The 24804-nt window shown below is 52.2% G+C and carries 23 protein-coding genes; 22 read left to right on the top strand and 1 reads right to left on the bottom strand.

Features of this window, described 5'->3' with window-relative positions:
- Positions 1-123 precede the first annotated feature (123 nt).
- The 22 genes from ACLU9Q_RS15565 (at position 124) to ACLU9Q_RS15460 (ending at position 24185) form a co-directional block, all read left to right on the top strand.
- The gene (locus ACLU9Q_RS15565) at positions 124-1494 is read left to right on the top strand and encodes a DUF512 domain-containing protein (protein WP_296906968.1); all 1371 of its coding nucleotides are present in this window, start codon (positions 124-126) and stop codon (positions 1492-1494) included.
- The gene (gene der, locus ACLU9Q_RS15560) at positions 1487-2815 is read left to right on the top strand and encodes a ribosome biogenesis GTPase Der (protein ID WP_296833476.1); all 1329 of its coding nucleotides are present in this window, start codon (positions 1487-1489) and stop codon (positions 2813-2815) included. The genes ACLU9Q_RS15565 and der overlap by 8 nt, the downstream gene beginning before the upstream one ends.
- On the top strand, positions 2815-3468 hold the full coding sequence (gene plsY / locus ACLU9Q_RS15555; protein WP_296833479.1) for a glycerol-3-phosphate 1-O-acyltransferase PlsY: 654 nt from the start codon (positions 2815-2817) through the stop codon (positions 3466-3468). Before der ends, plsY begins: the two co-directional genes overlap by 1 nt.
- Positions 3469-3483: 15 nt before the next feature.
- Positions 3484-4491, top strand: coding sequence for an NAD(P)H-dependent glycerol-3-phosphate dehydrogenase (locus ACLU9Q_RS15550; protein ID WP_296833482.1), 1008 nt, complete (start codon positions 3484-3486; stop codon positions 4489-4491).
- Between the two features lie 114 nt (positions 4492-4605).
- A complete protein-coding gene (locus ACLU9Q_RS15545) occupies positions 4606-5613 on the top strand; it encodes an ABC transporter substrate-binding protein (protein ID WP_330490469.1) in 1008 nt (335 codons plus the stop codon).
- Positions 5614-5716: 103 nt separating this feature from the next.
- A complete protein-coding gene (locus ACLU9Q_RS15540) occupies positions 5717-6646 on the top strand; it encodes an ABC transporter permease (protein ID WP_296833488.1) in 930 nt (309 codons plus the stop codon).
- On the top strand, positions 6639-7433 hold the full coding sequence (locus ACLU9Q_RS15535; RefSeq protein WP_296833491.1) for an ABC transporter ATP-binding protein: 795 nt from the start codon (positions 6639-6641) through the stop codon (positions 7431-7433). Before ACLU9Q_RS15540 ends, ACLU9Q_RS15535 begins: the two co-directional genes overlap by 8 nt.
- Before the next feature lie 171 nt (positions 7434-7604).
- Complete coding sequence (locus ACLU9Q_RS15530) at positions 7605-8060, top strand: cobalt transporter (protein ID WP_296833494.1); 456 nt, start codon at positions 7605-7607, stop codon at positions 8058-8060.
- Positions 8061-8074: 14 nt separating this feature from the next.
- A complete protein-coding gene (locus ACLU9Q_RS15525) occupies positions 8075-8257 on the top strand; it encodes a CooT family nickel-binding protein (RefSeq protein ID WP_296833505.1) in 183 nt (60 codons plus the stop codon).
- 46 nt (positions 8258-8303) lie between these two features.
- On the top strand, positions 8304-9074 hold the full coding sequence (locus ACLU9Q_RS15520) for an AAA family ATPase (protein WP_296833497.1): 771 nt from the start codon (positions 8304-8306) through the stop codon (positions 9072-9074).
- Positions 9075-9102: 28 nt separating this feature from the next.
- Entirely contained in the window at positions 9103-10995 is a 1893-nt protein-coding gene (cooS, locus tag ACLU9Q_RS15515) for an anaerobic carbon-monoxide dehydrogenase catalytic subunit (protein WP_296833499.1), read from the top strand.
- A gap of 27 nt (positions 10996-11022) precedes the next feature.
- Entirely contained in the window at positions 11023-11796 is a 774-nt protein-coding gene (locus ACLU9Q_RS15510; RefSeq protein ID WP_296833502.1) for a carbon monoxide dehydrogenase accessory protein CooC, read from the top strand.
- A gap of 42 nt (positions 11797-11838) precedes the next feature.
- Positions 11839-12531 carry a hypothetical protein gene (locus ACLU9Q_RS15505; RefSeq protein ID WP_296906965.1) on the top strand — a complete coding sequence of 231 codons (693 nt, stop codon included), beginning with the start codon at positions 11839-11841 and terminating at the stop codon, positions 12529-12531.
- 38 nt (positions 12532-12569) lie between these two features.
- Positions 12570-14711 carry an acetyl-CoA decarbonylase/synthase complex subunit alpha/beta gene (acsB, locus tag ACLU9Q_RS15500; protein ID WP_296839980.1) on the top strand — a complete coding sequence of 714 codons (2142 nt, stop codon included), beginning with the start codon at positions 12570-12572 and terminating at the stop codon, positions 14709-14711.
- Positions 14712-15158: 447 nt separating this feature from the next.
- Positions 15159-16100, top strand: a complete 942-nt coding sequence (gene acsD, locus ACLU9Q_RS15495) for an acetyl-CoA decarbonylase/synthase complex subunit delta (protein WP_296839984.1) — start codon at positions 15159-15161, stop codon at positions 16098-16100.
- A gap of 31 nt (positions 16101-16131) precedes the next feature.
- A complete protein-coding gene (acsC, locus tag ACLU9Q_RS15490) occupies positions 16132-17478 on the top strand; it encodes an acetyl-CoA decarbonylase/synthase complex subunit gamma (RefSeq protein ID WP_296839988.1) in 1347 nt (448 codons plus the stop codon).
- Between the two features lie 28 nt (positions 17479-17506).
- Entirely contained in the window at positions 17507-18292 is a 786-nt protein-coding gene (gene acsE, locus ACLU9Q_RS15485) for a carbon monoxide dehydrogenase/acetyl-CoA synthase methytransferase subunit (protein WP_006861149.1), read from the top strand.
- A complete protein-coding gene (gene acsV, locus ACLU9Q_RS15480) occupies positions 18293-20218 on the top strand; it encodes a corrinoid activation/regeneration protein AcsV (RefSeq protein WP_296839993.1) in 1926 nt (641 codons plus the stop codon).
- 53 nt (positions 20219-20271) lie between these two features.
- A complete protein-coding gene (locus ACLU9Q_RS15475) occupies positions 20272-20922 on the top strand; it encodes a DUF3786 domain-containing protein (protein ID WP_296839997.1) in 651 nt (216 codons plus the stop codon).
- A gap of 73 nt (positions 20923-20995) precedes the next feature.
- Positions 20996-22681, top strand: a complete 1686-nt coding sequence (locus tag ACLU9Q_RS15470) for a formate--tetrahydrofolate ligase (protein ID WP_308593791.1) — start codon at positions 20996-20998, stop codon at positions 22679-22681.
- 13 nt (positions 22682-22694) lie between these two features.
- Positions 22695-23324, top strand: coding sequence for a cyclodeaminase/cyclohydrolase family protein (locus ACLU9Q_RS15465; protein ID WP_296840506.1), 630 nt, complete (start codon positions 22695-22697; stop codon positions 23322-23324).
- A 12-nt stretch (positions 23325-23336) separates the two neighbouring features.
- Positions 23337-24185 carry a bifunctional 5,10-methylenetetrahydrofolate dehydrogenase/5,10-methenyltetrahydrofolate cyclohydrolase gene (locus ACLU9Q_RS15460; RefSeq protein WP_006861144.1) on the top strand — a complete coding sequence of 283 codons (849 nt, stop codon included), beginning with the start codon at positions 23337-23339 and terminating at the stop codon, positions 24183-24185.
- Positions 24186-24540: 355 nt separating this feature from the next.
- Here the strand turns inward: ACLU9Q_RS15460 and ACLU9Q_RS15455 are convergent, their stop codons facing one another.
- Positions 24541-24780, bottom strand: a complete 240-nt coding sequence (locus ACLU9Q_RS15455) for a hypothetical protein (protein ID WP_412624486.1) — start codon at positions 24778-24780, stop codon at positions 24541-24543.
- Positions 24781-24804 lie beyond the last annotated feature (24 nt).

Here is a 24804-nt window from a genome sequence, read left to right as displayed (position 1 = left end):
CATTTTTACAAGTACTTTACATTAAGTATAGTCGGTCGGGCGGCGCGCGTCAAGAAATTTGTCGCTTCGGTTGCATTTTTGCGTCGAATTTAGTATGATAAGCAGCAAAGGAGTAGATTTTTGATGAAAAAAGAAAAAAAGCATATCGTCAGCCGCGTGCTGGCGGGAAGCATTGCGGAGGAGCTGGAGATCGCTCCCGGCGATGAGCTACTCTCCATTAACGGACAGCGGGTGCGCGATATTCTGGACTACCGCTATCTGTGCAATGAGGAGGAGTTGCTGGTTCTGATAAAAAAGCCGGACGGCGAAGAGTGGGAGCTGGAGATCGAAAAGGAATTTGAGGAGGACCTCGGACTGGAGTTTGAAAACGGCTTCATGGATGAATACCATTCCTGCCGCAACAAATGCATTTTCTGTTTTATCGATCAGATGCCGCCGGGGATGCGCGATACTCTTTATTTTAAGGACGATGATACAAGGCTTTCGTTTTTGCAGGGCAATTATGTGACGCTGACGAACATCGGCGAGGCGGATATGGAGCAGATTATCCGCTATCATCTGTCGCCGATCAATATCTCCTTTCAGACGATGAACCCGCAGCTTCGCTGTAAAATGCTGAATAACCGGTTCGCGGGCGATGCCCTGAAAAAGGTCGACCGTCTGGCGGAGGCGGGTATCGAGATGAACGGGCAGATCGTGCTCTGCAAGGGCGTCAACGACGGGGACGAGCTGGAGTACTCGATCGGACAGCTTGTGCGTTATCTGCCGCATTTAAAGAGCGTTTCGGTGGTTCCGGTGGGACTGACGAAATTCCGCGAGGGACTGTATCCGCTGGAGCCGTTCACAAAGGAGGATGCATGTCAGGTGCTCGACACCATTCACCGCTGGCAGAAAAAGCTGTATGAGAAGTACGGCACGCATTTTATCCATGCCGGGGATGAGTGGTACCTGCTCGCGGAGCGGGAGCTTCCGCAGGCGGAGACGTACGACGGCTATCTGCAGCTCGAAAACGGCGTCGGGATGCTGCGGCTGTTCCTGGAGGAAACCAGTGAGGCGATCGAAGCGCGCACGGGGGATGGCAGGCAGCACACGGTCTCTCTTGTGACCGGGCTTCTGGCAGCTCCCTATGTGAAGCAGGCGGCGGAGGCGCTGACAAAAAAGTACCCGCATGTGACGGCGAACGTTTATCCGGTGAAAAACGAATTTTTCGGGGAGCGCATCACGGTAGCGGGCCTTTTGACCGGACAGGATATCCTGCGCGCGCTGAAAGGGCAGGTGCTGGGCGATGCGCTGCTGTTTCCGTGCAGTATGTTTAAAAGCGGGGAAACCGTATTTTTAGATGATATTACCTTAAAAGAACTTGAGGAGACTTTACAAACAAAAGCTTGTATTGTAAAATCAAGCGGAAAGGATTTTGTGCATGCCGTTCTTCTGGAGGAACAGGATGAAGAAGGAAAAACGGCACAGCCATATGAGGTGACAGACATTGAGTAAACCGATTGTAGCAATAGTAGGAAGACCAAACGTTGGAAAATCAACGCTTTTTAACGCGCTGGCGGGCGAAAATATCTCGATCGTGAAGGATACGCCGGGCGTGACGCGCGACCGCATCTACGCGGACGTAGAGTGGCTGAATTATCAGTTCACACTCATCGACACCGGAGGGATCGAGCCGGACAGCAGTGATATTATTCTTTCACAGATGCGCGAACAGGCGCAGATCGCCATCGACACGGCGGACGTCATTATTTTTATGGTAGATGTAAAGCAGGGGCTGGTAGATTCGGACGCCAAGGTGGCGGACATGCTTCGCCGCAGCCGCAAGCCGATCGTGCTCGCGGTAAACAAGGCGGACAGCTATGAAAAATCCCTGCCGGATGTATATGAGTTTTATAATCTCGGCATCGGAGACCCGCAGCCGATCTCAGCAGCCGGAAAGCAGGGGCTTGGCGACATGCTGGATGTGGTGGTCGGTTATTTTCAGGATGTGGAGCTGGAGGAAGCGGAGGACGACCGCCCGCGCATTGCGGTAGTCGGAAAGCCAAATGTCGGGAAATCCTCCATCATCAACAAGCTGCTCGGCGAAAACCGGGTGATCGTCTCGGATATTGCCGGCACGACCAGAGACGCCATCGACACGGCGATTACCTGGGACGGCAAAGAGTATGTGTTTATCGATACAGCGGGGCTTCGCCGGAAAAATAAGATCAAAGAGGAGCTGGAGCGCTACAGCATCATCCGCACGGTGACGGCGGTGGACCGCGCCGACGTCGTGGTAGTCGTTATCGACGCCACCGAGGGCGTGACAGAGCAGGATGCCAAGATTGCCGGGATCGCGCACGACCGCGGAAAGGGGATCCTCGTTGCGGTGAACAAGTGGGATGCCGTCGAGAAGGATGACAAGACCATCTACAAGTATACGCAGAAAATCCGCGAGACGCTTTCCTTTATGCCGTATGCGGAGATCATGTTCGTGTCGGCGGAGACCGGTCAGCGGCTTCCGAAGCTGTTTGAGATGATCGACATGATCATCCAGAACCAGTCGCTGCGCATTGCGACCGGTGTGCTTAACGAGATCCTCTCGGAGGCGGTGGCGCTGCAGCAGCCGCCCTCGGACAAGGGACGCCGCTTAAAGCTTTACTATATTACGCAGGTTTCCGTGAAACCGCCCACCTTCGTTATTTTTGTGAACGACCGCGAGCTGATGCATTTTTCCTATACGCGCTATCTGGAAAATAAAATCCGGGATACCTTCGGGTTCCGTGGAACCTCGCTGAAATTTATCATCCGTGAACGAAAGGACAAAGAAAAATAATGTTGACGCGTATCATTTGCGTAGCGATTGGCTACGTGTTCGGACTGTTTCAGACAAGCTATATCATCGGCAGGATGCATGGCATCGACATTCGCGACCACGGGAGCGGAAATGCCGGTACCACCAATATGCTGCGGACGATGGGTACAAAGGCGGGGCTTCTGACCTTTTTCGGCGACTGTCTGAAATGCATACTGGCGATCGTACTTGTCCGCTTTTGCTTCGGGAAAACGCATGCGGATATGCTTGCGCTTCTTGAAATGTATGCGGCAGCCGGGGTGATCCTCGGACATAATTTCCCGTTTTATCTGAATTTCCGCGGCGGAAAGGGCATCGCGGCGACTGCCGGGATCGTGCTCGCCCTGCATCCGGTGATCACGGTCTGCGGAATCATCACCTTTTTCACCGTGTTCTTTCTGACGCACTATGTATCGCTCGGCTCGCTTCTTGTTTATGTGGGGCTGGTGATCGAAATAATCGCGCTCGGTCAGAGCGGAGCGTTCGGCATGGCGCAGCCGTATCTTATTGAAATGTATATCGTCACGCTTCTTCTCGCGGCGATGGCGTTCTGGAAGCATCGCGAAAACATTAAGCGCCTGCTTGCGGGAACAGAGCGGAAAACGTATTTATTCAAGAAAAATAAAAAAGAGTGACAGGAGGAATCTCACATGGCAAAGATCGGTATTATCGGGGCAGGAAGCTGGGGGATCGCGCTTTCAGTACTGCTTCACAACAACGGACATGACGTGAGCGTCTGGTCGATCATCAAAGAGGAGATTGAGATGCTCCGCGAAAAGAGGGAGCACGAGTCAAAGCTGCCCGGCGTGCATCTTGCGGAGGACATTCTGTTTACGGACGACCTGCTGGAGATCGCGGCAGACAAGGACGTGCTGATCATGGCGGTTCCATCCCCGTACACGCGCAGCACCAGCAAAATGCTCAAAGGGCTTGTCAAAGAGGGACAGATCATCGTGAACGTGGCAAAGGGTATCGAGGAAGCGACGCTTGACACGCTGACAGATATCATCGAGGAAGAGCTTCCGGGCGTGAATGCGGCTGTGCTCTCCGGACCGAGCCACGCTGAGGAGGTAGGACGCTGTATTCCGACCACCTGCGTAGTAGGCGCGCATGATCCGCACACGGCACAATACCTGCAGAGTATCTTTATCAGCCCGGTATTCCGCGTCTACACAAGCCCCGACATGCTCGGCATCGAGCTTGGCGGCGCGCTGAAAAACGTCATCGCGCTGGCGGCAGGCATCGCTGACGGGCTTGGCTACGGTGATAACACAAAGGCGGCGCTGATTACCAGAGGCATCGCGGAGATCGCGCGCCTTGGCATCGCAATGGGCGGCAAGTCGGAGACCTTCTACGGTCTTACCGGCATCGGCGACCTGATCGTCACCTGCGCGAGCGTCCACAGCCGTAACCGGAAGGCGGGCTATCTGATCGGACAGGGACGCACCATGGAAGAGGCAATGGACGAGGTAAAAATGATCGTTGAGGGCGTCTACTCCGCAAAAGCAGCCCTCGCCCTCTCAAAAAAATATGGCATCGAAATGCCGATCGTCGAGCAGGTAAACAAAGTCCTCTTTGAGGGCAAGCGCGCCGACGAAGCGGTAAACGAACTGATGATGCGCGATCCGAAAATTGAGAATGGCGGGCTGACGTGGTAAATAAATTTGGATTTTTTTCTTGACGATTTCACCAAAAAGGTGTATGCTCTTACTAACGTACTTTAAACTGTTAAAGTAAAAGCGTAAAATCAACAGAAAAGAGGAGAATGAGTGATGAAAAAAGTAATTTCCAAGGTTCTTGCAGCGGGCATGGCAGTTTCCATGACAGCGGCACTCGGTATGGCAGTAAGCGCAGAGGACACCACATATAACGTAGGTATCTGTCAGCTCGTACAGCATCCGGCACTGGATGCGGCTACGCAGGGCTTTAAGGATGCGCTCACAGAGAAGCTTGGCGATCAGGTCGTTATTGATGAGCAGAACGCTTCCGGCGATTCCGCAAACTGCGCAACTATCGTAAACCAGTTTGTATCCAATAACGTAGACCTTATCATGGCAAACGCAACGGCTTCCCTTCAGGCAGCAGCGGCGGCAACAGGAGATATTCCGATCCTCGGAACCTCCATCACCGTATACAACGTGGCGCTGTCTATCCCGGATGAAGAGTGGACAGGTTCTACCGGAACCAATATCTCCGGTACCTCAGACCTTGCACCGCTTGATCAGCAGGCGGCGATGTTTGCAGAACTGCTCCCGGACGTAAAGACGGTAGGACTTCTGTACTGCTCTGCAGAGCCGAACTCCGTATACCAGGTTGACACCGTAAAGGCGGCGCTGGAAGAAGCGGGCGTTACCTGCAACGTATATACCTTTGCAGACTCCAACGACCTTGCATCCATCACAACCACGGCTGCCGCTGAGTGTGAAGCGCTCTATGTTCCGACAGATAACACGGCGGCTTCCAACACCGAGATCATCAACAACATCTGTGAGCCGGCAGGTATTCCGATCATTGCAGGTGAGGAAGGTATCTGCGAGGGCTGCGGTATTGCAACGCTTTCCATCAGCTACTATGATATCGGCTACAAGACCGGTGAGATGGCATACGAGATTCTTGTAAACGGCGCAGACGTAAGCACCATGCCGATCGAGTTTGCTCCGCAGTTTGTAAAGAAATACGTTCCGTCAAGATGTGAAGCGCTCGGCATCACCGTTCCGGACGGCTATGAAGCAATCGAGGAAGAGGCGGAAACAGAGACTGAAGCGGAAACAGAAGCATAAAGAATAAAAAAGCAAGTAAGAAACATTACAGCGGACTGTCGCGGAAAGGGAAATTTCCCTGCTCTGCGGCAGCCCGTCGTTTTGCTATGGAGGAGAAAGAGCTGTGAACATTGGAAATCTTTTTAATGCACTGCCCGGCGCCTGTGCCCAGGGACTGATCTGGGGCATTATGGCGATCGGCGTGTACATTACCTACAAAATTCTCGATCTGGCAGATCTGACAGTAGACGGTACCATGTGTACCGGCGGTGCGGTCTGTGTCATGATGCTGCTGAGCGGTTATTCCGTGCCGGTAGCGCTTGCCTGTGCGTTTGGCGCAGGGATGCTCGCCGGTCTTGTGACCGGTATTTTTCACACGGCGATGGGTATTCCGGCGATCCTTTCGGGCATTCTGACACAGCTCGGACTTTATTCCATCAATCTGCGCATTATGGGCAATAAAGCAAACCAGGCGATCAGCGTGGACAAATATCCGCTGATCGTATCGCTGCGGAATATCAAGGGCGTTCCGGTCTATAAAAATACGATTTTTATCGTGATCATCTTTATCGTGGTGATCATTGCCCTGCTGTACTGGTTCTTCGGGACGGAGCTTGGCTGTGCGATCCGTGCAACCGGTTCCAATGAACACATGTCCCGCGCGCAGGGCATCAACACGGATGTGAGCAAGATCATCGGTCTGATGCTCTCAAACGGTATCGTGGCGCTCTCCAGCGGTCTGTATGCGCAGTACCAGGGCTTCTCGGACGTCAACATGGGACGCGGCGCGATCGTGATCGGTCTGGCGGCCGTCATTATCGGGCAGGTGCTTTTCGGCAAATTTGCACATAATTTTGCCGGCAAGCTTATTGCGGTCGCGCTGGGTGCAATCGTATATTATCTTGTGCTGCAGGTGGTGCTCTGGCTCGGACTGAACTCCAACGATTTAAAGCTTCTTTCCGCACTTGTCGTTGCGGTATTCCTGGCGGTGCCGCATCTGAAAGGAAAGTATTTTACAAAGGTTTCCAAAAAAGGAGGTGCCGGCCGTGCTTAAACTGATTGGAATTAAAAAGACATTCAATCCGGGAACGGTGAACGAAAAAAAGGCGCTCTGCGGCGTCGATCTTACGCTGAACGAGGGGGATTTTGTGACGGTCATCGGCGGAAACGGCGCCGGGAAATCGACCACGCTGAACGCGATCGCCGGCGTCTGGCCGGTGGATGAGGGAGAGATCATCATCGACGGCGTGAACGTGACGCGCCTTCCGGAATATAAGCGTGCAAAGTACCTCGGACGTGTGTTCCAGGACCCGATGACGGGAACTGCGGCAAGTATGCAGATTGAGGAAAATCTGGCGCTTGCATCCCGGCGCGGGCTGCGGCGGACCTTAAAAAGCGGCATCAATGCGGCGGAGCGGGAGCGCTACAAGGAGAAGCTGAAGATTTTAGATCTCGGTCTGGAGGATCGCCTGACTGCAAAGGTAGGGCTTTTGTCGGGCGGACAGCGCCAGGCGCTGACGCTTCTGATGGCGACACTGAAAAAGCCGAAGCTTCTTCTTCTCGACGAGCACACGGCGGCGCTCGACCCGAAGACGGCGGCAAAGGTGCTGGAAGCGACGGACAAGATCATTGCCCGCGATAATCTGACCGCTATTATGATCACGCACAACATGAAGGACGCCATCGCGCACGGCAACCGTCTGATCATGATGCACGAGGGCAGGATCATCTACGATGTATCCGGCGAGGAAAAGAAAAATCTGAAGGTTTCTGACCTTCTTCAGAAATTTGAACAGGCGAGCGGCGGCGAATTTGCAAACGACCGTATGATGCTTGCATAAACGGAAAAAAGACGGAATTGCCGCTTGGTGATTTCGTCTTTTTGTATTTCTTAAAGTACAATTTCTTTGTTGAGATTTCACTTTTTATGTGCTATACTATCCCATAGTAGGGGATGTGCAGTAATCCCTGTCAAAAATTTAACAATATCATGCGGAAAGGAGGCTGAAGAAGTGCATATTGTAACGGATGAAAATGGAAATGTCTGTGCGCATACACATACGCATGAACACGCTCATACGCACACGTACGAGCATACCCATCCACACGATCACGAGCATGGCGCTGAGGAAAATCATAACCACAGCCATGATGATGCGCACTGTCATCATCACGAAGATCACTGCCCGTCTGAGGGCAGCGGGGGAAACTGCCACAGCCACGGAGACGGGGGACATTGCCATGGATGCCAGAGCAGCGAAGCATCGCCGGCAGACAAAACCGCGGCGCTTCTGCAGTATATGCTGGATCACAACACGCATCATGCCGCAGAACTCGACCAGATGGCGGACAAGCTGACGAAGGAAGGTCACGAAAAAGCGGCGGAGCAGATCCGTAAGGCAGTAGACGAGTTCCAGAAAGGAAATCTCTACCTTGGTCTCGCGTTATCTCTGGTAAAGGAAGCATAACGGAGGTGAATAACATGTGCCTTTCCACGGTTGTAAAAAAGAATCAGCCTGACTGTGTTCTCCTGGAATACGTCAGCAAAATTACAGTAAACGGAAATCTTATCACTCTGACAGATGTGATGGGTGAGCAGAAGACGGTCGAGGGAACCATAGCGTCGGCGGATCTCACCGGCGGCAGGGTTGAGATTAACTGCTGAGCCGCCCGCATCTTAAAAAGTGATAAATCATAAGGAGCGCGATTTTATGTCATTTACGATAGCAGTCGCCGGCAAAGGCGGCGTCGGAAAAACCACATTGTGCGGTCTGCTGATCCAGTACCTCTGCGAGCAGGGCAAGCGCCCGGTGCTGGCAGTGGATGCAGACGCAAACTCAAATCTGAATGAAGTCCTCGGCATAGATGTCGAGATGACGCTTGGAGATATCCGCGAGGAAATGTCCAAAGCGGAGGCTTCCGGAAATTCACAGATTCCGGTGGGCATGACGAAAGCGGATTATATGGAATTTATGTTCAATCGCTGTCTGGCGGAGGAAGATGATTACGATATGCTGGTGATGGGGCGTTCGCAGGGAGCGGGCTGTTACTGTTTTGTAAACGGACTTCTGCAGGCGCAGCTTCAGAAGCTGGCGCCAAATTACCCCTATGTTGTCGTGGACAACGAGGCGGGCATGGAGCATATCAGCCGCGGCATTCTGCCGAAGGTGGATATGATCCTGCTGGTGAGCGACTGCTCACGGCGCGGCGTGCAGGCGGTCGGACGGATCGCGCAGCTCACAAAAGAGCTCGGTCTGAAACCGGAAACGATGGGATTGATCGTCAACCGTGCTCCGGAAGGCAGGCTGAATGAGGGCACTATGGAAGAAATCGAAAAGCAGGGGCTCAACCTGCTTGGGGTCGTGCCGCAGGACGCCGAGGTTTACGAATATGACTGTGCCGGAAAGCCGATGATAGATCTGCCGGAAACCTCTCCGGTGAAGCAGGCACTGCACAGTATCATAGATAAATTAAAGATTTAATATTATAACCCAGTCAAGGAGGATTATGATGGGAGACTTTAAGTTGACAACAGTTGAAGAAATGGAAGCGGCTACAAACCGATTGCTGGAAACCGGCAAAAAAGTAGGCGCAGACGGATGGCAGTACCGTGTAAAGAATCAGACGCCGCACTGTAAGTTCGGTGAGACCGGTATCTGCTGTAAGATTTGTTCCATGGGCCCATGCCGTATCACCCCGAAAGCGCCGAAAGGAATCTGCGGATGCGACGCTCACGGCATCGTGGCACGCAACTATCTGAAATTCACGGCGGGCGGTTCCGCTACGCACTCCGATCACGGCCGTGAGATCTGCAAGACATTGTATCATGCAAAACCGGAAGGACCGTACAAGGTAAAGGATCCGGAGAAGCTGATCCGCATCGCAAAGGAATGGGGCGTGGAGACCGAAGGAAAGGACATCTACGATCTTGCGCATGAGGTCGCATACCTTGGTCTGAGCGAATACGGAAAGGTATTCGGAACTCAGAATTTCCTGAAGAGAGCTCCGCAGCACACCCAGGATATCTGGGAGAGAGAGGAGATTGCTCCGCGCGCGATCGACCGCGAAGTATCCTGCTCCTTACATATGACACATATGGGATGTTCCTCCAAACCGGAGGCGCTGATCCGTCAGTCCCTGCGTTCCGGTCTGTCTGATGGATGGGGCGGTTCCATGGCTGGCACCGAGTTCTCGGACGTGCTTTTCGGAACGCCGAAGCCGGTTGATACCGAGGCAAACCTTGGCGTTATGAACAAGGACAATGTAAATATCGTTGTACACGGACATGATCCGTCCCTGTCCGAGATGATCTGCGAATATGCGGATGATCCGGAAATGATCGCTTACGCAAAGAGCAAGGGCGCAAAGGGCATCACGGTTTCCGGTGTCTGCTGTACCTCAAACGAAGTGGCAATGCGCCGCGGGATCCCGATGGCAGGAAACTTCCTCCAGCAGGAGAATGTAGTGCTGACCGGTGCATGTGAAGCAATCGTCGTAGACGTACAGTGTATCTTCCCGGCACTTGGCCCGCTTAGCAAATGCTTCCACACCAAATTTGTGACGACCTCTCCGATTGCGCAGATGCCGGATTCTGAGTTTATCCGTTTCGACGCGGAGACTGCAGATGAGAATGCAAAAGCGATTGTAAAGATGGCGATCGACAACTTTGAAAACAGAAATCCGGATCTTGTATACATCCCGGATATGAAACAGAAGGCTACCGTTGGCTACTCTGTAGAAGCAATCGTAAAGACGCTGGACGGCGTTACCAACTCCCAGGTAGACGTAACAGGCACCACAAAGCCGCTCATCGAGTGCATCACTTCCGGCGTTATCCGCGGTGCAGTTGCAATGGTTGGCTGCAACAACCCGAAGATCCGTCCGGACTATGCGCATATTGAGCTGATGAAGAAACTGATCGCAAACGACATCATCGTGGTAGCTTCCGGATGTTCCGCACAGGCTGCTGCAAAGGCTGGTCTGATGGATAAGGAAGCGAAGAATCTCTGCGGCGCAGGTCTGAAGAGAGTCTGTGAACTGGCTGATATTCCGCCGGTGCTTCACATGGGCTCCTGCGTGGACATCAGCCGTATGATGATCCTGGTAGCAGAGCTTGCAAAAGATTCCGGACTGAACATTTCCCAGCTTCCGGTAGTGGGATGCGCACCGGAGTGGATGTCCGAGAAGGCAGTTTCCATCGGAAACTATGTAGTTGCAACCGGTATCGACACCTTCCTTGGCGTAGATCCGTATGTATCCGGATCTGATCAGGTAAGCAAGCTGCTTACAGAGGGCGTGAGAGATTGGGTAGAGGCTGCTTATACAGTAGAGACCGATATCGAAAAGCTGGTTGATCTGATGATTGAGAGAATCGAAGAAAAACGTACGGCAATCGGCATCTAAAATCATACATAAGGTGGATGAGACACTATGAAAATTGCAGTGACCGGTAAAGGCGGCGTCGGCAAAACGACGTTCGCCGCTACTCTCGCGAGGCTTTACGCGGAAGAGGGCAGACCTGTACTGGCGGCGGATGTGGACCCGGACGCAAATCTGGGGCTTGCGCTCGGCTTCTCCGAGGAGGAGCTGGAGAAGATCGTTCCGATTACCAAAATGCGTAAGCTCATCGAGGAGCGCACCGGGGCAAATGCCGACAATACCTTTTACCGCATCAATCCGAAGGTAAGCGATATCCCCGATACCTATGGAAGAATGTGTAACGGTGTGAAGCTGCTCGTACTCGGCACCGTGGATACAGCCGGAAGCGGCTGTGTGTGCCCGGAGCATGTCATGCTGAAACGCATCATCAACAACCTTGTGCTCCACAGGGAGGACGTTGTGATCCTGGATATGGAGGCAGGACTTGAGCATCTCGGACGCGGCACGACATCTGGCATGGATCAGTTTGTCGTTGTCATCGAACCGGGCGCCAGGAGCATCCAGACCTATACCAATGTGAAACGCCTTGCGACAGAGCTTGGGGTAAAGCAGGTACGGGTAGTCGCAAACAAGGTGCGGGATGAAAAGGATGAAGCGTTTATCCGCGCAAAAATTCCGGAAGCGGATCTGCTGGGATTTGTTCATTACAGTTCAGATATCATTGATGCAGACCGCAATGGTTCTTCACCGTTTGACTATAGCAAAGCCGCTGTTGAGGAAATCCGTAAAATCAAGGAGATTATCGACAGAACACAGGCAGAATAGCTATTGTTGATAAATTTTTTTATAAGAAGAGAGGCGGATAAAATGGGTAATATGGAATTGCCGAAGTTGGGTGTTGAGGACATTATCAAAGCGCTTGACGGCGTATGCAACGGAAACGTGGACGAAGCAGGCTCCACCAGACCGCTGCTGGAATGCGTGACCTCCGGCGTGCTGCGCGGAGCGGTTGTGATGCTTGGTTGCGACGGCTCAGAGGTGCGCGACAAACAGGAATATGCATCGCTTATGAAAAAGCTGCTGGCAAACGATATTGTTCTGCTTGCAATCGGATACCCGGTGGAGGTAGCGCAGGAAGCAGGGCTTCTGAATCCGGAGGCGAAAAGCTTCTGCGGCGCAGGTCTGAGAAGAGTTTGTGAGCTTGCGGAAATCCCGCCGGTGCTCCCGCTCGGCGGTCTGGAAAACATCGGCAATGTGGTAACGATAGCGCAGGCGCTCTCCGCGGATTCCGGGCTGGAGGTAGCGGCTCTGCCGATTGCCGGCTGCGATGCGGCGGGTGTATCTGCGCAGGCAGTGGAGCTTGGAAATACGTTTACCGGTCTTGGCGTGGATACCTTTATCGGCATTATGCCGTATGAGGGTGAGCTTGCAGATGTGATTGCTGCGAGCGGGCTGAAGGACGGTCCGCAGGCAAAGCATACGGTGTCCTGTAATCTTGACGAACTGGGAGATGCGATTATCGCGGATATTGAGAAAAAGCGCGAGGCGCTCACAATATAAGGATTCTTTAAGTGAAACAATGAATGGAGGAAATTACGGTGACTTTATTTGATGTTGTATTTAGTGGAAACGATACTGTGTATGGACTGACAGAAAACGCTGTCGACGCAGCTATCGCGCAGCACGGTGCGGATAAGGCGGTTGCTTTTCCGGACACTGCGTACAGCCTGCCGTGTTACTTTGGCGTAACAGGAACAAAGATTTCGAACCTCGGTGATATGAAGGCTGCTCTTGGAACAATTAAATCTCTTATGACCAGAGAAAAACGTCTGAACGATGTATTTATGTCCGGCGTTGCTACGGCGCTCTGCGCGGAGTTTATTGAAGCGCTGAAATATATCGACGGCGCAGCTCCCTACGAAGCTCCGTGCTACGGACATCTGGGTGATGCGATTATCCGTGAGCTCGGCGTTCCGCTTGTAACCGGCGATATCCCGGGCGTTGCAGTTATCCTGGGCTCCGCTCCGACCGCACAGGAAGGCGTGGATCTGGTAAAATCCTATCAGGCACAGGGTATCCTTGTTACGCTGGTTGGCGGTATTATTGACCAGTGTGAAGAGCTTGGCTACAAGACAGGTGCAAACGTGCGTGTAATCCCGCTTGGCAAGGATGTGACCAGCGTTGTGCATGTAGTATCCGTTGCAGTGCGTGCAGCACTGATCTTCGGCAACATCCAGGGCGGCGACGCTGCCGGTTTGATGGAATACACCATGAAGCGTGTACCGGCATTTGTAAACGCGTTCGCTCCGCTTGATCCGGTTATTGTTGCATGCGGCGCAGGCGCTATCGCACTCGGCTTCCCGGTAGTTACCAATGATGTGGCAACCGCAGAGGCAGTAAATATCAAGGTTCCGAAGAGCCTGATCGTGCAGCCGGATGTCAGCAAGTTCAATGCGACCTCCCTGGAAGCACGCGACATTAAGATTAAAATTACACATATCGATATTCCGGTTGCTTTTGCTTCCGCGTTCGAGGGCGAAATTATCCGCCGCGGCGATATGCAGGTAGAATTCGACGGCTCCCGTGTGGACTGCTTCGAGCTGGTACAGACGAAGGATGCTTCCGAAGTGGAAGACCACAAGATCGAGGTCATTGGGCCGGATGTTGACGAAATGCCGGAAGGCAGCAAGCAGAGCATTGCGTATGTGGTAGAGGTAGCTGGTAAGACGATGCAGGCTGATTTCGAGTCCGTATTTGAGCGTAAATTCCACTCCTACCTTAACTGCGTGGAAGGTATGATGCATACCGGACAGCGTGATATGATCCGTATCCGTATCAGCAAGGATACTTATAATGCGGGCTTCCGTCTGAAACATATCGGTGAAGTGCTTTACGCTAAGGTAAAGAGCGAATTTGCTGCTGTTGTTGACAAATGTCAGGTGAAGATTTACACCGATGCGGCGGAGTGTACAAGACTTCGTCACGAGCTGGCTACTCCGGTATATGACAAGCGCGATGAGCGTCTGACCACACTGACAGACGAGGGCGTAGACGTATACTACAGCTGTATCATGTGCCAGGCATTCTCCCCGAGCCACGTATGTGTGGTAACACCGGAGAGACTTGGACTTTGCGGCGCCGTTTCATGGCTGGATGCGAAAGCGACCAACGAGCTCGACCCGCAGGGACCGTGCCAGATTATCACGAAGGAGAGACCGATCGATGAAAGAATCGGTGAATACGAGGATGTAAACGAAGCAGTGCGCAAGTTCTCCCAGGGTGCTCTGGAAGATGTATCTCTGTACTCCATCATCGAAAAGCCGATGACGAGCTGCGGATGCTTCGAGTGTATCTGCGGTATCGAGCCGCTGTCCAACGGTGTCTGCATCGCAAACCGTGAGTATGCGGGCATGACTCCGATCGGTATGACCTTCTCAGAGCTCGCTTCCATGACCGGCGGCGGTGTTCAGACACCGGGCTTCATGGGACATGGTAAGCACTTTATCGCTTCCAAGAAGTTCATGAAGGCAGAGGGCGGTATTGAGCGTATCGTATGGATGCCGAAGGAACTGAAGGAGCAGGTAAAAGACAGACTCAACGCAACTGCAAAAGAACTCTACGGAATCGACAACTTCACCGACATGATCGGCGACGAGACCGTGGCAGAAGATCCGGAAACCCTGCTGGCATTCCTGGAAGAAAAAGGACACCCGGCACTGACAATGGAACCGATGATGTAAGCAATCAAAATCGGCTCCGCCGATTTTCGGGTGCGAACGCAGTGAGCAGCCGTTATGACATGCGAAGCATGGCATGATTGCTTAACGAGGAAAAATGCGCAGCATTTTTTCGAGTCTAACATGATTCAGCAGCGTGAAACACCCCAATGTAACGAAATCTTTGAGCTGCGCAAGCAGCGGCAACCGCGCTTGCGCGGTTGGATTTCGGAGTATAAGGTGCGAACGCAGTGAGCAGCCGTTATGACATGCGAAGCATGGCATGATTGCTTAACGAAGAAAAATGCGCAGCATTTTTCTGAGTCTAACATGATTCAGCAACGTGAAACACCCCGATTTATCAATTTGTTTTTTCCCGCGTCCAGCCGGCTTCACCCGGCTGGTTGGGTGCGGTTATAAGAAATGCATAGAAAAAATGCAACAGATGTTTTATGAAGGAGGAAATTTAAAATGCCGTTTACAGCAAAATCAGGAAAGTTCAATGCCAGCATTAAGACAGTAACCGTTGGCACCGGCGACAAAGCGATTACTCTTGGCGGAGAAAACGTTCTGCCGTTCTACACTTTCGACGCACCGATTGAAAACGCACCGAAGGTAGGTATCGAGATCACAGATTTCGGTATGGAAAATGAACCGGAATGTGTAAAAAAATATTATGAAGGATGCACCACACTGGCAGATATCGCAAAAAAAGCTGCTTCTTTTGAGGGTGTTGACTTCTTATGCTTCCGTATGGAGGGCGGCGATCCCAACGGAGCAAACAAATCAACAGAGGAACTGATGGCTGCACTGAAAGAGGTTGCAGAGGCAGTGGACTGTCCGCTGGTTGTTGCAGGCTCCAAGAACGCAGAGAGAGACGCTGAGCTTCTTTCAAAGGCTGCGGAAGCAGTACAGGGCAAGAATGCGGTGATTCTTGCAGCAAGAGAGGAAAACTACAAGACAGTAGGCGCGGCTGCCGGTCTTGCTTACACTCAGATCGTAGGCGCAGAATCTTCTGTTGATATCAACCTTGCAAAACAGTTGAATGTATTACTGACACAGTTAGGTGTCAATGCCTCCAGCATTGCAATGAACGTAGGTACCGCAGCGGCAGGTTACGGCTATGAGTACGTTGCATCGACCATGCAGCGTGTAAAAGCAGCGGCTTTGTCCCAGAACGATACACAGCTTCAGATGCCGATCATCACACCGGTAGCGTCTGAGGTATGGGGCGTAAAGGAAGCTGTTACAACTGAAGCTGATATGCCGGAATGGGGAGACCAGGAAAGACGTGGCGTAGATATGGAAGTACAGACTGCAGCAGCCGACCTTGCTTGCGGCTCCAATGCTGTAATCCTGAAACATCCGACATCAATCGCAACTATTTCCAAAATGATCAAAGAATTAGTTTAGTATAATTGCTGTTAAGGAGGAAGAAAGAATTATGGCACTCAAAGGTCTGGATATATTCAAATTGTCACCGAAGAAAAACTGTAAGGAATGCGGAAGCCCGACATGTATGGCTTTTTCTATGAAGGTAGCGCAGGGCGCTGTTGATATCAATGCCTGCCCGTACTTCTCCGAGGATGCAAAGGCTCAGTTATCCGAGGCAACCGCACCGCCTATGAAGACAGTAAAAGTAGGTACCGGAAGCGAGGAATTTGCACTCGGCGGCGAGACGGTTATGGAACGTCATGAGAAAACATTTGTCAGCAAGACAAGATATGCCGTTGCTCTGTGCAACTGCATGAGCGCGGAAGAAATCGACGCGGCTCTGGCTGGCATTCCGAAAGTAGATTATGAGCGTATCGGCGAGAGAATGTACGTGGAAATGGTATACGTAAACTACTCCGCAGATGGCGCAACTGATTATGTAGAGCTGGTAAAGAAAGCAGCGGCACTCGGCAGAACGCTGATTCTTGGCTGCACCGATGTGGAAGTGGCAAAGGCGGCGCTGGCTGTATGTAAGGACGGCAAGCCCATCCTGAACGGCGCGACACCGGAAAACTATGCGGAAATGAGCGCAGCAGCAACCGAAGCAGGCGTAGTGCTTGGCGTTACCGGCGCTGATATCAATGGATTATACGACACTGTAAAAGCACTGGAAGCTCTTGGAAACAAGAATCTGGTGATCGACACCACAGGAGCAACCGTAAAGGAAACCTTCGCAAACACGGTACGTGTCCGCAAGGCGGCCATCAAGGACGGCGACAGAAGCTTTGGTTATCCGTCCATCGTAAACCTGGTAAAGGTTGCAAAGGATGATATGCATCTGCAGTCTGCACTGGCAGCGGTATTCACCATCAAATATGGTTCCATCGTTGTTATGCAGGAAATGACCTATTCTGAGGCACAGCCGCTTTATGGTCTGCGTCAGAACATCTTCACAGACCCGCAGAAGCCGATGCGTGTGGAGCCGGGTATCTACCCGCTCAACGGTGCGGATGAAAATTCCATCTGTCTGACCACCGTAGACTTCGCGCTGACATACTTCCTGGTATCCGGCGAACTGGAGCGCTCCGGCGTACCGTGCAATCTGATCATCAGCGATGCGGGCGGACTTTCCGTACTGACTGCATGGGCTGCCGGCAAGCTGTCCTCCGGAACGATTGAAAAGTTCTGGAAAGAGCAGGATATCGAAGGAAAAATCAAGAGCCGCAAGCTCATCATTCCGGGTAAGGTTGCTGTCCTCAAGGGCGAGATCGAGGCGAAGCTTCCGGGCTGGGAGGTTATCATTGCCCCGGCAGAAGCTGCACAGTTAGTAAAATTCTTAAAAGATATGAACCTTTAAAATTTATTATCTAAGGAGGATAACACAAATGGCAAAATTTATTACGATTGGTGAAAGACTCTCCACCACTGCTCCGGCAGTAAATAAGGCTTTCACGGAGAGAGACCCGGAACCGATTCTGAAAAGAGCGAAACAGCAGCTCGACGCTGGCGCTACTTATCTGGATGTAAATATCGGACCGGCTGAGAGCGACGGCGAGGATCTGATGAAGTGGGCAGTACAGCTTCTTCAGAGCGAATTCGACAACGTTCCGCTGGCACTGGATACCTCCAACAAAAAGGCTATCGAGGCTGGTATTTCCGTTTACAACCGTTCCAAGGGAAAACCGATTGTAAACTCTGCGGATGCTGCAGGCAGAATTGAAAACATCGACCTTGCTGCTGCAAACGATGCAATCGTTATTGCGCTCTGCAACGGCGAAGGTATTGCAAAGGACAACGACGAGCGTATGGGCTACTGCCAGATGCTGCTTGAGAGAGGTCTGGAGCATGGTATGGAAGCGGAGGACCTCTGGTTCGACCCGCTGTTCCTGGTTGTAAAGGGTATGCAGGACAAGCAGATGCAGATTCTTGAGTGTATCAAGATGTTCTCTGATATGGGACTGAATTCTACAGGCGGTCTGTCCAATAACTCCAACGGTATGCCGAAGCATATCCGTCCGATCATGGATTCCGCTATGGTTGCGATGGCTATGATGCAGGGTCTTACCTCCGCGATCGTAAACCCGAACGACCTGCGTCTGATGGAGACTATCAAGTCCTGTGATGTATTGAAGAACAACACTCTGTACGCAGATTCCTATCTGGAGATTTAAATGTTTAAGGTAACTTTTAAGTTTGAAAACAGCGAAGATGTCAGCGTCTTCGCTGCTTTCGGTGAAAACCTTCTTGAGGTAGCGAGAAAAACAAATGTAGCTATCGACGCGCCCTGTTCGGGGAATGCTTCCTGCGGAAAATGCCGAGTAAAGCTGGTCGGCGGGACACTGGACTCGAAAAAGACGCGCCATATCAGTGATGAGGAGTATGCGCAGGGGTGGCGCCTGGCCTGTGTCAGCAAAATCTGCGATAACGTAGAGGTGCTGGTGCCGGATATTGCGTCCGCTTACCGCAGCCGCATGAAAGTAGCGGATTTGAGCTCACCGGACGAAATTAAAATTTTCGACGACTTAAAAGGACAGGTATGTGAAGCAGGTATTGCATTAAAAAATGATATGGAGGTTGTATCCATTAAAATGGATGTGCCTTCTCTGGACGACACGATGCCGGATAACGAGCGTCTCACCCGCGCGATTACAGAAGCGACCGGTATGCAGATCGTCCGTATTCCTTACGCAGTAATGAAAAAGCTTGCAGTTGTGCTGCGTGAGAGTAATTTTGACGTGCAGGTTGTATGGCGCAAAAACGCCAATGATGTGTTTGTTTACGATGTCCTGCCGAAGGATAAGCCGGCGGTGGTTGCCGGACTGGCGGTGGATATCGGAACGACGACGGTTTCGGCGATTATTATCAATATGCTGGACGGCAGCATTCTCGCAAAGGGTTCCTCCGGCAACGGACAGATCCGCTACGGCGCGGATGTCATCAACCGTATCATTGAGTCGGTGAAGCCGGGCGGCAGCGAGCGCCTGCAGAAGGCGGTAATCGAAGAGACCATCAATCCGCTGATCGATACGATGTGCAGACAGGCGAAAATCAGTCACAACAGCATTTACCGTATGAGCGTGGCGTCAAACACCACCATGAATCACCTGCTGTTCGGGCTGAACGGCGACAGTATCCGCACAGAGCCGTATATTCCGACGTTTTTCAAGACGAATTCCATGTATACGGCGGATATCGGCATCAAAACAAATCCATGTGCGCACATTATCGTAGCGCCGAACATCGGCAGCTATGTGGGCGGCGACATCACAGCGGGCGCGTTTGTCAGTATGCTCTGGAACAAACCGGAATTCTCGCTGTTTATCGACCTTGGAACGAACGGGGAAATTGTGTTCGGCAACTCGGACTTTATGTTCAGCTGCGCCTGCTCGGCAGGTCCGGCGTTCGAGGGCGGCGATATCAGCTGCGGTATGCGTGCGACAGACGGCGCGATTGAAGCCTGTACGATCGATAAAGAAACAATGGAGCCGACCTTTACCGTTGTGGGAGAGGAGGGCACAAAGCCGATCGGACTTTGCGGTTCGGGTATCATTGATGTGATTGCGGAGCTTTTCCGCTGCGGCATCATCAGCCCGAAGGGCAAATTTATCCGGGAGGGCGCGCGTGTCCGTCACGACCAGTACGGCATCGGGTCCTATGTGCTGGCATTTGAAAAGGATGCCGGTTCTGTAAAAGACGTGGAAATCAACGAGGTGGATATTGACAACTTTATCCGTGCAAAGGGCGCAATTTTCTCTGCGATCCGCACGATGCTGTCGTACTGCGACTTCGACGTTTCCATGATTGAGCATGTGTATGTGGCGGGCGGTATCGGAAGCGGCATCAATATGAAAAACGCTATCCGTATCGGGATGTTCCCGGACGTTCCGCTGGAATTATACGAATATATTGGAAACTCTTCACTGGTGGGCGCTTATGCAATGCTGTATTCCAGTGAAGCGGAGCGCAAGGTTTACGAGGTGGCAAAGAATATGACTTACCTGGAGCTGAGCGCCATCACATCCTATATGGATGAATTTGTGGGAGCGTGCTTCCTTCCTCACACGGATGCATCGCTTTTCCCGAGCATCGTTGATTAAAAAGAAATTCCTGCCGGTCCTGCAGATACAGTCTGCGGGATGCGGCGGGGCAGATGGGAGCAGACATGATACCGGAATACGCAAAAAACAGCAAAGAAGACATCCCCTTTGGACAGTATATGGAGCAGTATCAGCAGATGAATCCGCAGGAGTGCGCAGCGCGTACGGGGATTCCGTATGACGAGGAGACGAAGTGCTTCCGGATGCGGATGCTGCAGAAGGAGTATCTGATTTCCTGGCCGGAATTAAATGTGACGCTGGCGGATGCGCAGGATACCTCCTATGCGGCGCTTGTGCAGGAAACTCCGGCTAAGATTCTGGCGCTGCGCTTTTTATTGCATGGGGTATCGTCGCAGTCAACCGGAAAATTTTTCACCTATCGCGAGGTCCCGAGCGGCGAGGTCTACTTCCGTCAGTTTTCCGGCAGATGTCTCGCGAGAATGGCTTACGGATTCGGCTTCAAGCCGGAGAAATTAGCGGCGGCTTTCGAACAATTGGGGGCGAGAAAGCTTTCTCACGGGGACGTTTCCTACGAGCTGGAGATCATCAACAATTATTTTGTACAATTTATACTCTGGACAGGGGACGAGGAATTCCCGCCAAGTACGCAGATGCTTTTTTCCGACAATTTTCCGCTGTCCTTCACACCTGAGGATCTGGCGGTCGTCGGGGACATCAGCATTAATACGCTGAAAAAAATATAACTATTCAGCACAGTTCGAAGCGTTTACTGCGGAGACTGGACGGTTACGAAAAGCTATAAGGAGGGTTATTACTATGGGATTCAAATCAGACATTGAGATTGCACAGGAGACAGTGATGCAGCCGATCACCGAGATCGCGGCAAAAGCGGGCATCGACGAGAAATATCTGGAGCAGTACGGAAAATATAAAGCAAAAATCGATTACAATCTGCTGAAGGAGACAGATGCCGAGAACGGCAAGCTGATCCTTGTAACGGCGATCAACCCGACGCCGGCAGGCGAAGGAAAGACCACGACCTCCGTAGGTTTGGCAGACGGTCTCGCAAAGATCGGTAAGAAGGTTATGGTAGCGCTGCGTGAGCCGTCCCTCGGACCGGTATTCGGTGTAAAGGGCGGAGCTGCAGGCGGCGGATACGCACAGGTAGTCCCGATGGAGGACATCAACCTTCACTTTACAGGTGACTTCCACGCGATCGGCGCGGCAAACAACCTGCTGGCAGCGATGATCGACAACCACATCTTCCAGGGCAACGCGCTGAACATCGACCCGCGCAAGATCACCTGGAGACGCTGCGTGGACATGAACGACCGTCAGCTTAGAAACGTGGTAGACGGTCTTGGCGGAAAGACAAACGGTATGCCGAGAGAGGACGGCTACGATATCACGGTAGCATCCGAGATCATGGCAGTGCTCTGCCTGGCAAGCGATATCACCGACCTCAAGAAGAGACTTGCGAGGATCATCGTAGGCTATACATACGGAAAAGCTTCCGAGCAGAAGCCGGTAACGGCAGGCGACCTGCACGCAGAGGGTGCAATGACCGCACTTCTGAAAGATGCGCTGAAGCCGAACCTGGTTCAGACACTGGAGCACACACCGGCGATCGTACACGGCGGCCCGTTCGCAAACATCGCACACGGCTGCAACTCCGTAACCGCAACCAAGCTGGCATTAAAGCTTGCTGACTACACGGTAACAGAGGCTGGCTTCGGCGCAGACCTCGGAGCCGAGAAATTCCTGGACATCAAGTGCCGTATGGCAGGACTGAAGCCGAACGCAGTTGTCATCGTTGCAACGGTACGCGCGCTGAAATACAACGGCGGTGTGGCAAAGGCTGACCTCAACAATGAAAATCTGGAGGCGCTGGAGAAAGGTCTTCCGAACCTGCTGAAGCATGTGAGCAACATTACAAACGTTTACAAGCTTCCGTGCGTGGTAGCAATCAACGCATTCCCGACGGATACAAAGGCAGAGCTTGACCTGGTAGAGGCAAAATGCAAGGAGCTTGGCGTAAACGTTGTCCTTTCCGAGGTATGGGCAAAAGGCGGCGAGGGCGGCATCGCGCTTGCAGAAGAGGTCGTGAAGCTTTGCGAACAGCCGAATGATTTCACCTTTGCATATGAGCTTGACGGAACAATCGAGGATAAGCTGAACGCGATCGTGCAGAAAATCTACGGCGGAAGCAAGGTAGTTCTGACCGCAAATGCGCAGAAGCAGGCGAAGGAGCTGACCGCGCTCGGTTACGAGCACTGCCCGATCTGCATGGCAAAGACACAGTACAGCTTAACCGACGACCAGACGAAGCTTGGCGCACCGACCGGCTTTGAGGTAACGGTACGCAACCTGAAGATCTCCGCAGGCGCAGGCTTCATCGTAGCGCTTACCGGTGAGATCATGACCATGCCGGGTCTGCCGAAGGTACCGGCTGCAGAGCGTATCGACGTGGACGAGAACGGAAAGATTTCCGGATTATTCTAGGAGGTAATTTACAATGGGATTTTCTACAGTACCATGTAATGAATTTGTGGAGGTACTTGCTTCGAAGGCTCCGGTTCCGGGCGGCGGCGGCGCTTCCGCACTGGTGGGCGCAGTTGGTACGGCGCTTGGCAATATGGTAGGAAGCCTTACGGTCGGCAAAAAGAAATATGCGGACGTTGAGGCGGAAATGGTGGAATTAAAGGCAAAATGCGACCAGCTTCAGAAGGATTTTCTCCGTCTGATCGAGCGCGACGCAGAGGTTTTCGAGCCGCTCTCCAAAGCATACGGTATGCCGCGGGAGACGGAGGAAGAGAAAGCGGAAAAAGCGCGCGTTATGGCAATCGTATTAAAGGATGCCTGCTCCGTTCCTATGGAAATCATGGAGAAATGCTGTGAGGCGATCGATATCATTGCAGAATTTGCTGCAAAGGGTTCTGCACTTGCCATCAGCGATGCCGGTGTCGGCGTTGCGTTCTGCAAGGCGGCGCTGAAGGGCGCAAGCCTTAACGTATACATCAATACAAAATCAATGGCGGACAAAGAACTCGCTGCAGAGCTGAATGCAAAATGCGATAAAATGCTGGAGGAATACACCGTAAAGGCGGATGAAATTTTCGACAGCGTTCTGGGAAGATTGAAATAGGAGGAAACTACAATGGCAAAACAGTTATTGGGCAAAGAGGTAACGGCTGCGCTGAATGAGAGAATTAAGGCAAACGTTGCCGCATGCCAGGAAAAAGGCGTAAATCCGACACTGGCGATTATCCGCGTCGGCGAAAATCCGAGCGATATTTCTTATGAGAAGGGCGCTACAAAGCGCTGTGAGACGCTCGGCGTAGCATGTGAGAAGATCCTTCTTCCGGAGGACGTTGCGCAGGAAGAACTGCTGGCAGTGATCGATAAGGTAAATAAAGACGACAAGATCCACGGCGTTCTTTTGTTCCGTCCGCTGCCGAAGCATCTCGACCAGGCGGTTATCGAAAACGCGCTGGCTGCGGAAAAAGACGTGGACTGCATGACAGACCTTTCGATGTCCGGCGTATTCACCGGTAAGAAGATCGGTTTCCCGCCGTGCACCCCGCAGGCATGTATGGAGATTCTTGACCATTACGGCATCGACTGCACCGGCAAAAAGGCAGTTGTTATCGGCAGAAGCCTTGTTGTCGGAAAACCGGCGGCAATGATGCTGGTAAAGAAAAACGCAACCGTAACCATCTGCCACACCAGAACGGTGGATATGCCGTCCGTTGCAAGAGAAGCTGACATCATCATCGTAGCTGCCGGACGCGCAGGCGTTGTCGGCGCTGAGTATGTAAAAGAAGGTCAGACCATCATCGACGTCGGCATTAACGTAAACGCGGAAGGCAAGCTCTGCGGCGACGTGGATTACGCAGCCGTTGAACCGATCGTAGACGCGATCACCCCGGTACCGGGCGGCGTTGGCAGTGTAACCACCTCTGTGCTCGTCGGACATGTGGTGGAAGCAGCGATGAGAACCTTATAAAAAGCAGCAAAAAAATCAGAAAAGATGGCGCAGCCTGCGGGCTGCGCTTTTTTGTCAAAAAAATAACAATATTGGTATGTCAAGCATTTTTGAAAATGTCCCGAAAAAACTGAAACATTAGCACCGGTTTTCCGGTGCTGATTTCATATGGCTACGTGGCAGATGTCCTCTGGAAGCTTAGGGCTCTGCCCTAAGAACCCGCAAGGGACCTGTCCCTTGACCCATAATCGGGCCCTGCCCGAACCCGCCCCGCAGGGGGCAGGAGAAAGGGCATATATCCTTTCTCCTTAGAAACAGCGTTTTCCGTGAGGCTTATCTCAAGAGACTTTCGCGGCATAACGGGGCCCCAACCCCATTATTCCACGGTTCTCCTGACAACGCCTCCGCTCCCTGTTCCTTCCGCCTTTTTTCGGGCGATCTCCTCACGGATCAGCCGTTTTACGGCTCCCTGTTTTGACGGCTGTTCCCAAAACCAGCGGATGATATCAAGGTCTGTGCGGAGGTTCAGTTTTAAGTAAATTCCCTGTGTATGTTCTTTATCATATTTTTTCTGTGCTTTTGTATGCGCTTCGATGCAGTCGATCCAGTCCCTCATGTGATCTCTCCTTTCGGTAGGTAT

This window comes from Marvinbryantia sp., from assembly GCF_047017445.1.
Lineage (GTDB): Bacteria > Bacillota > Clostridia > Lachnospirales > Lachnospiraceae > Marvinbryantia.
The sequence above is the reverse complement of the archived record's forward strand: the minus strand, read 5'-3'. Positions and strand labels throughout refer to the sequence as shown.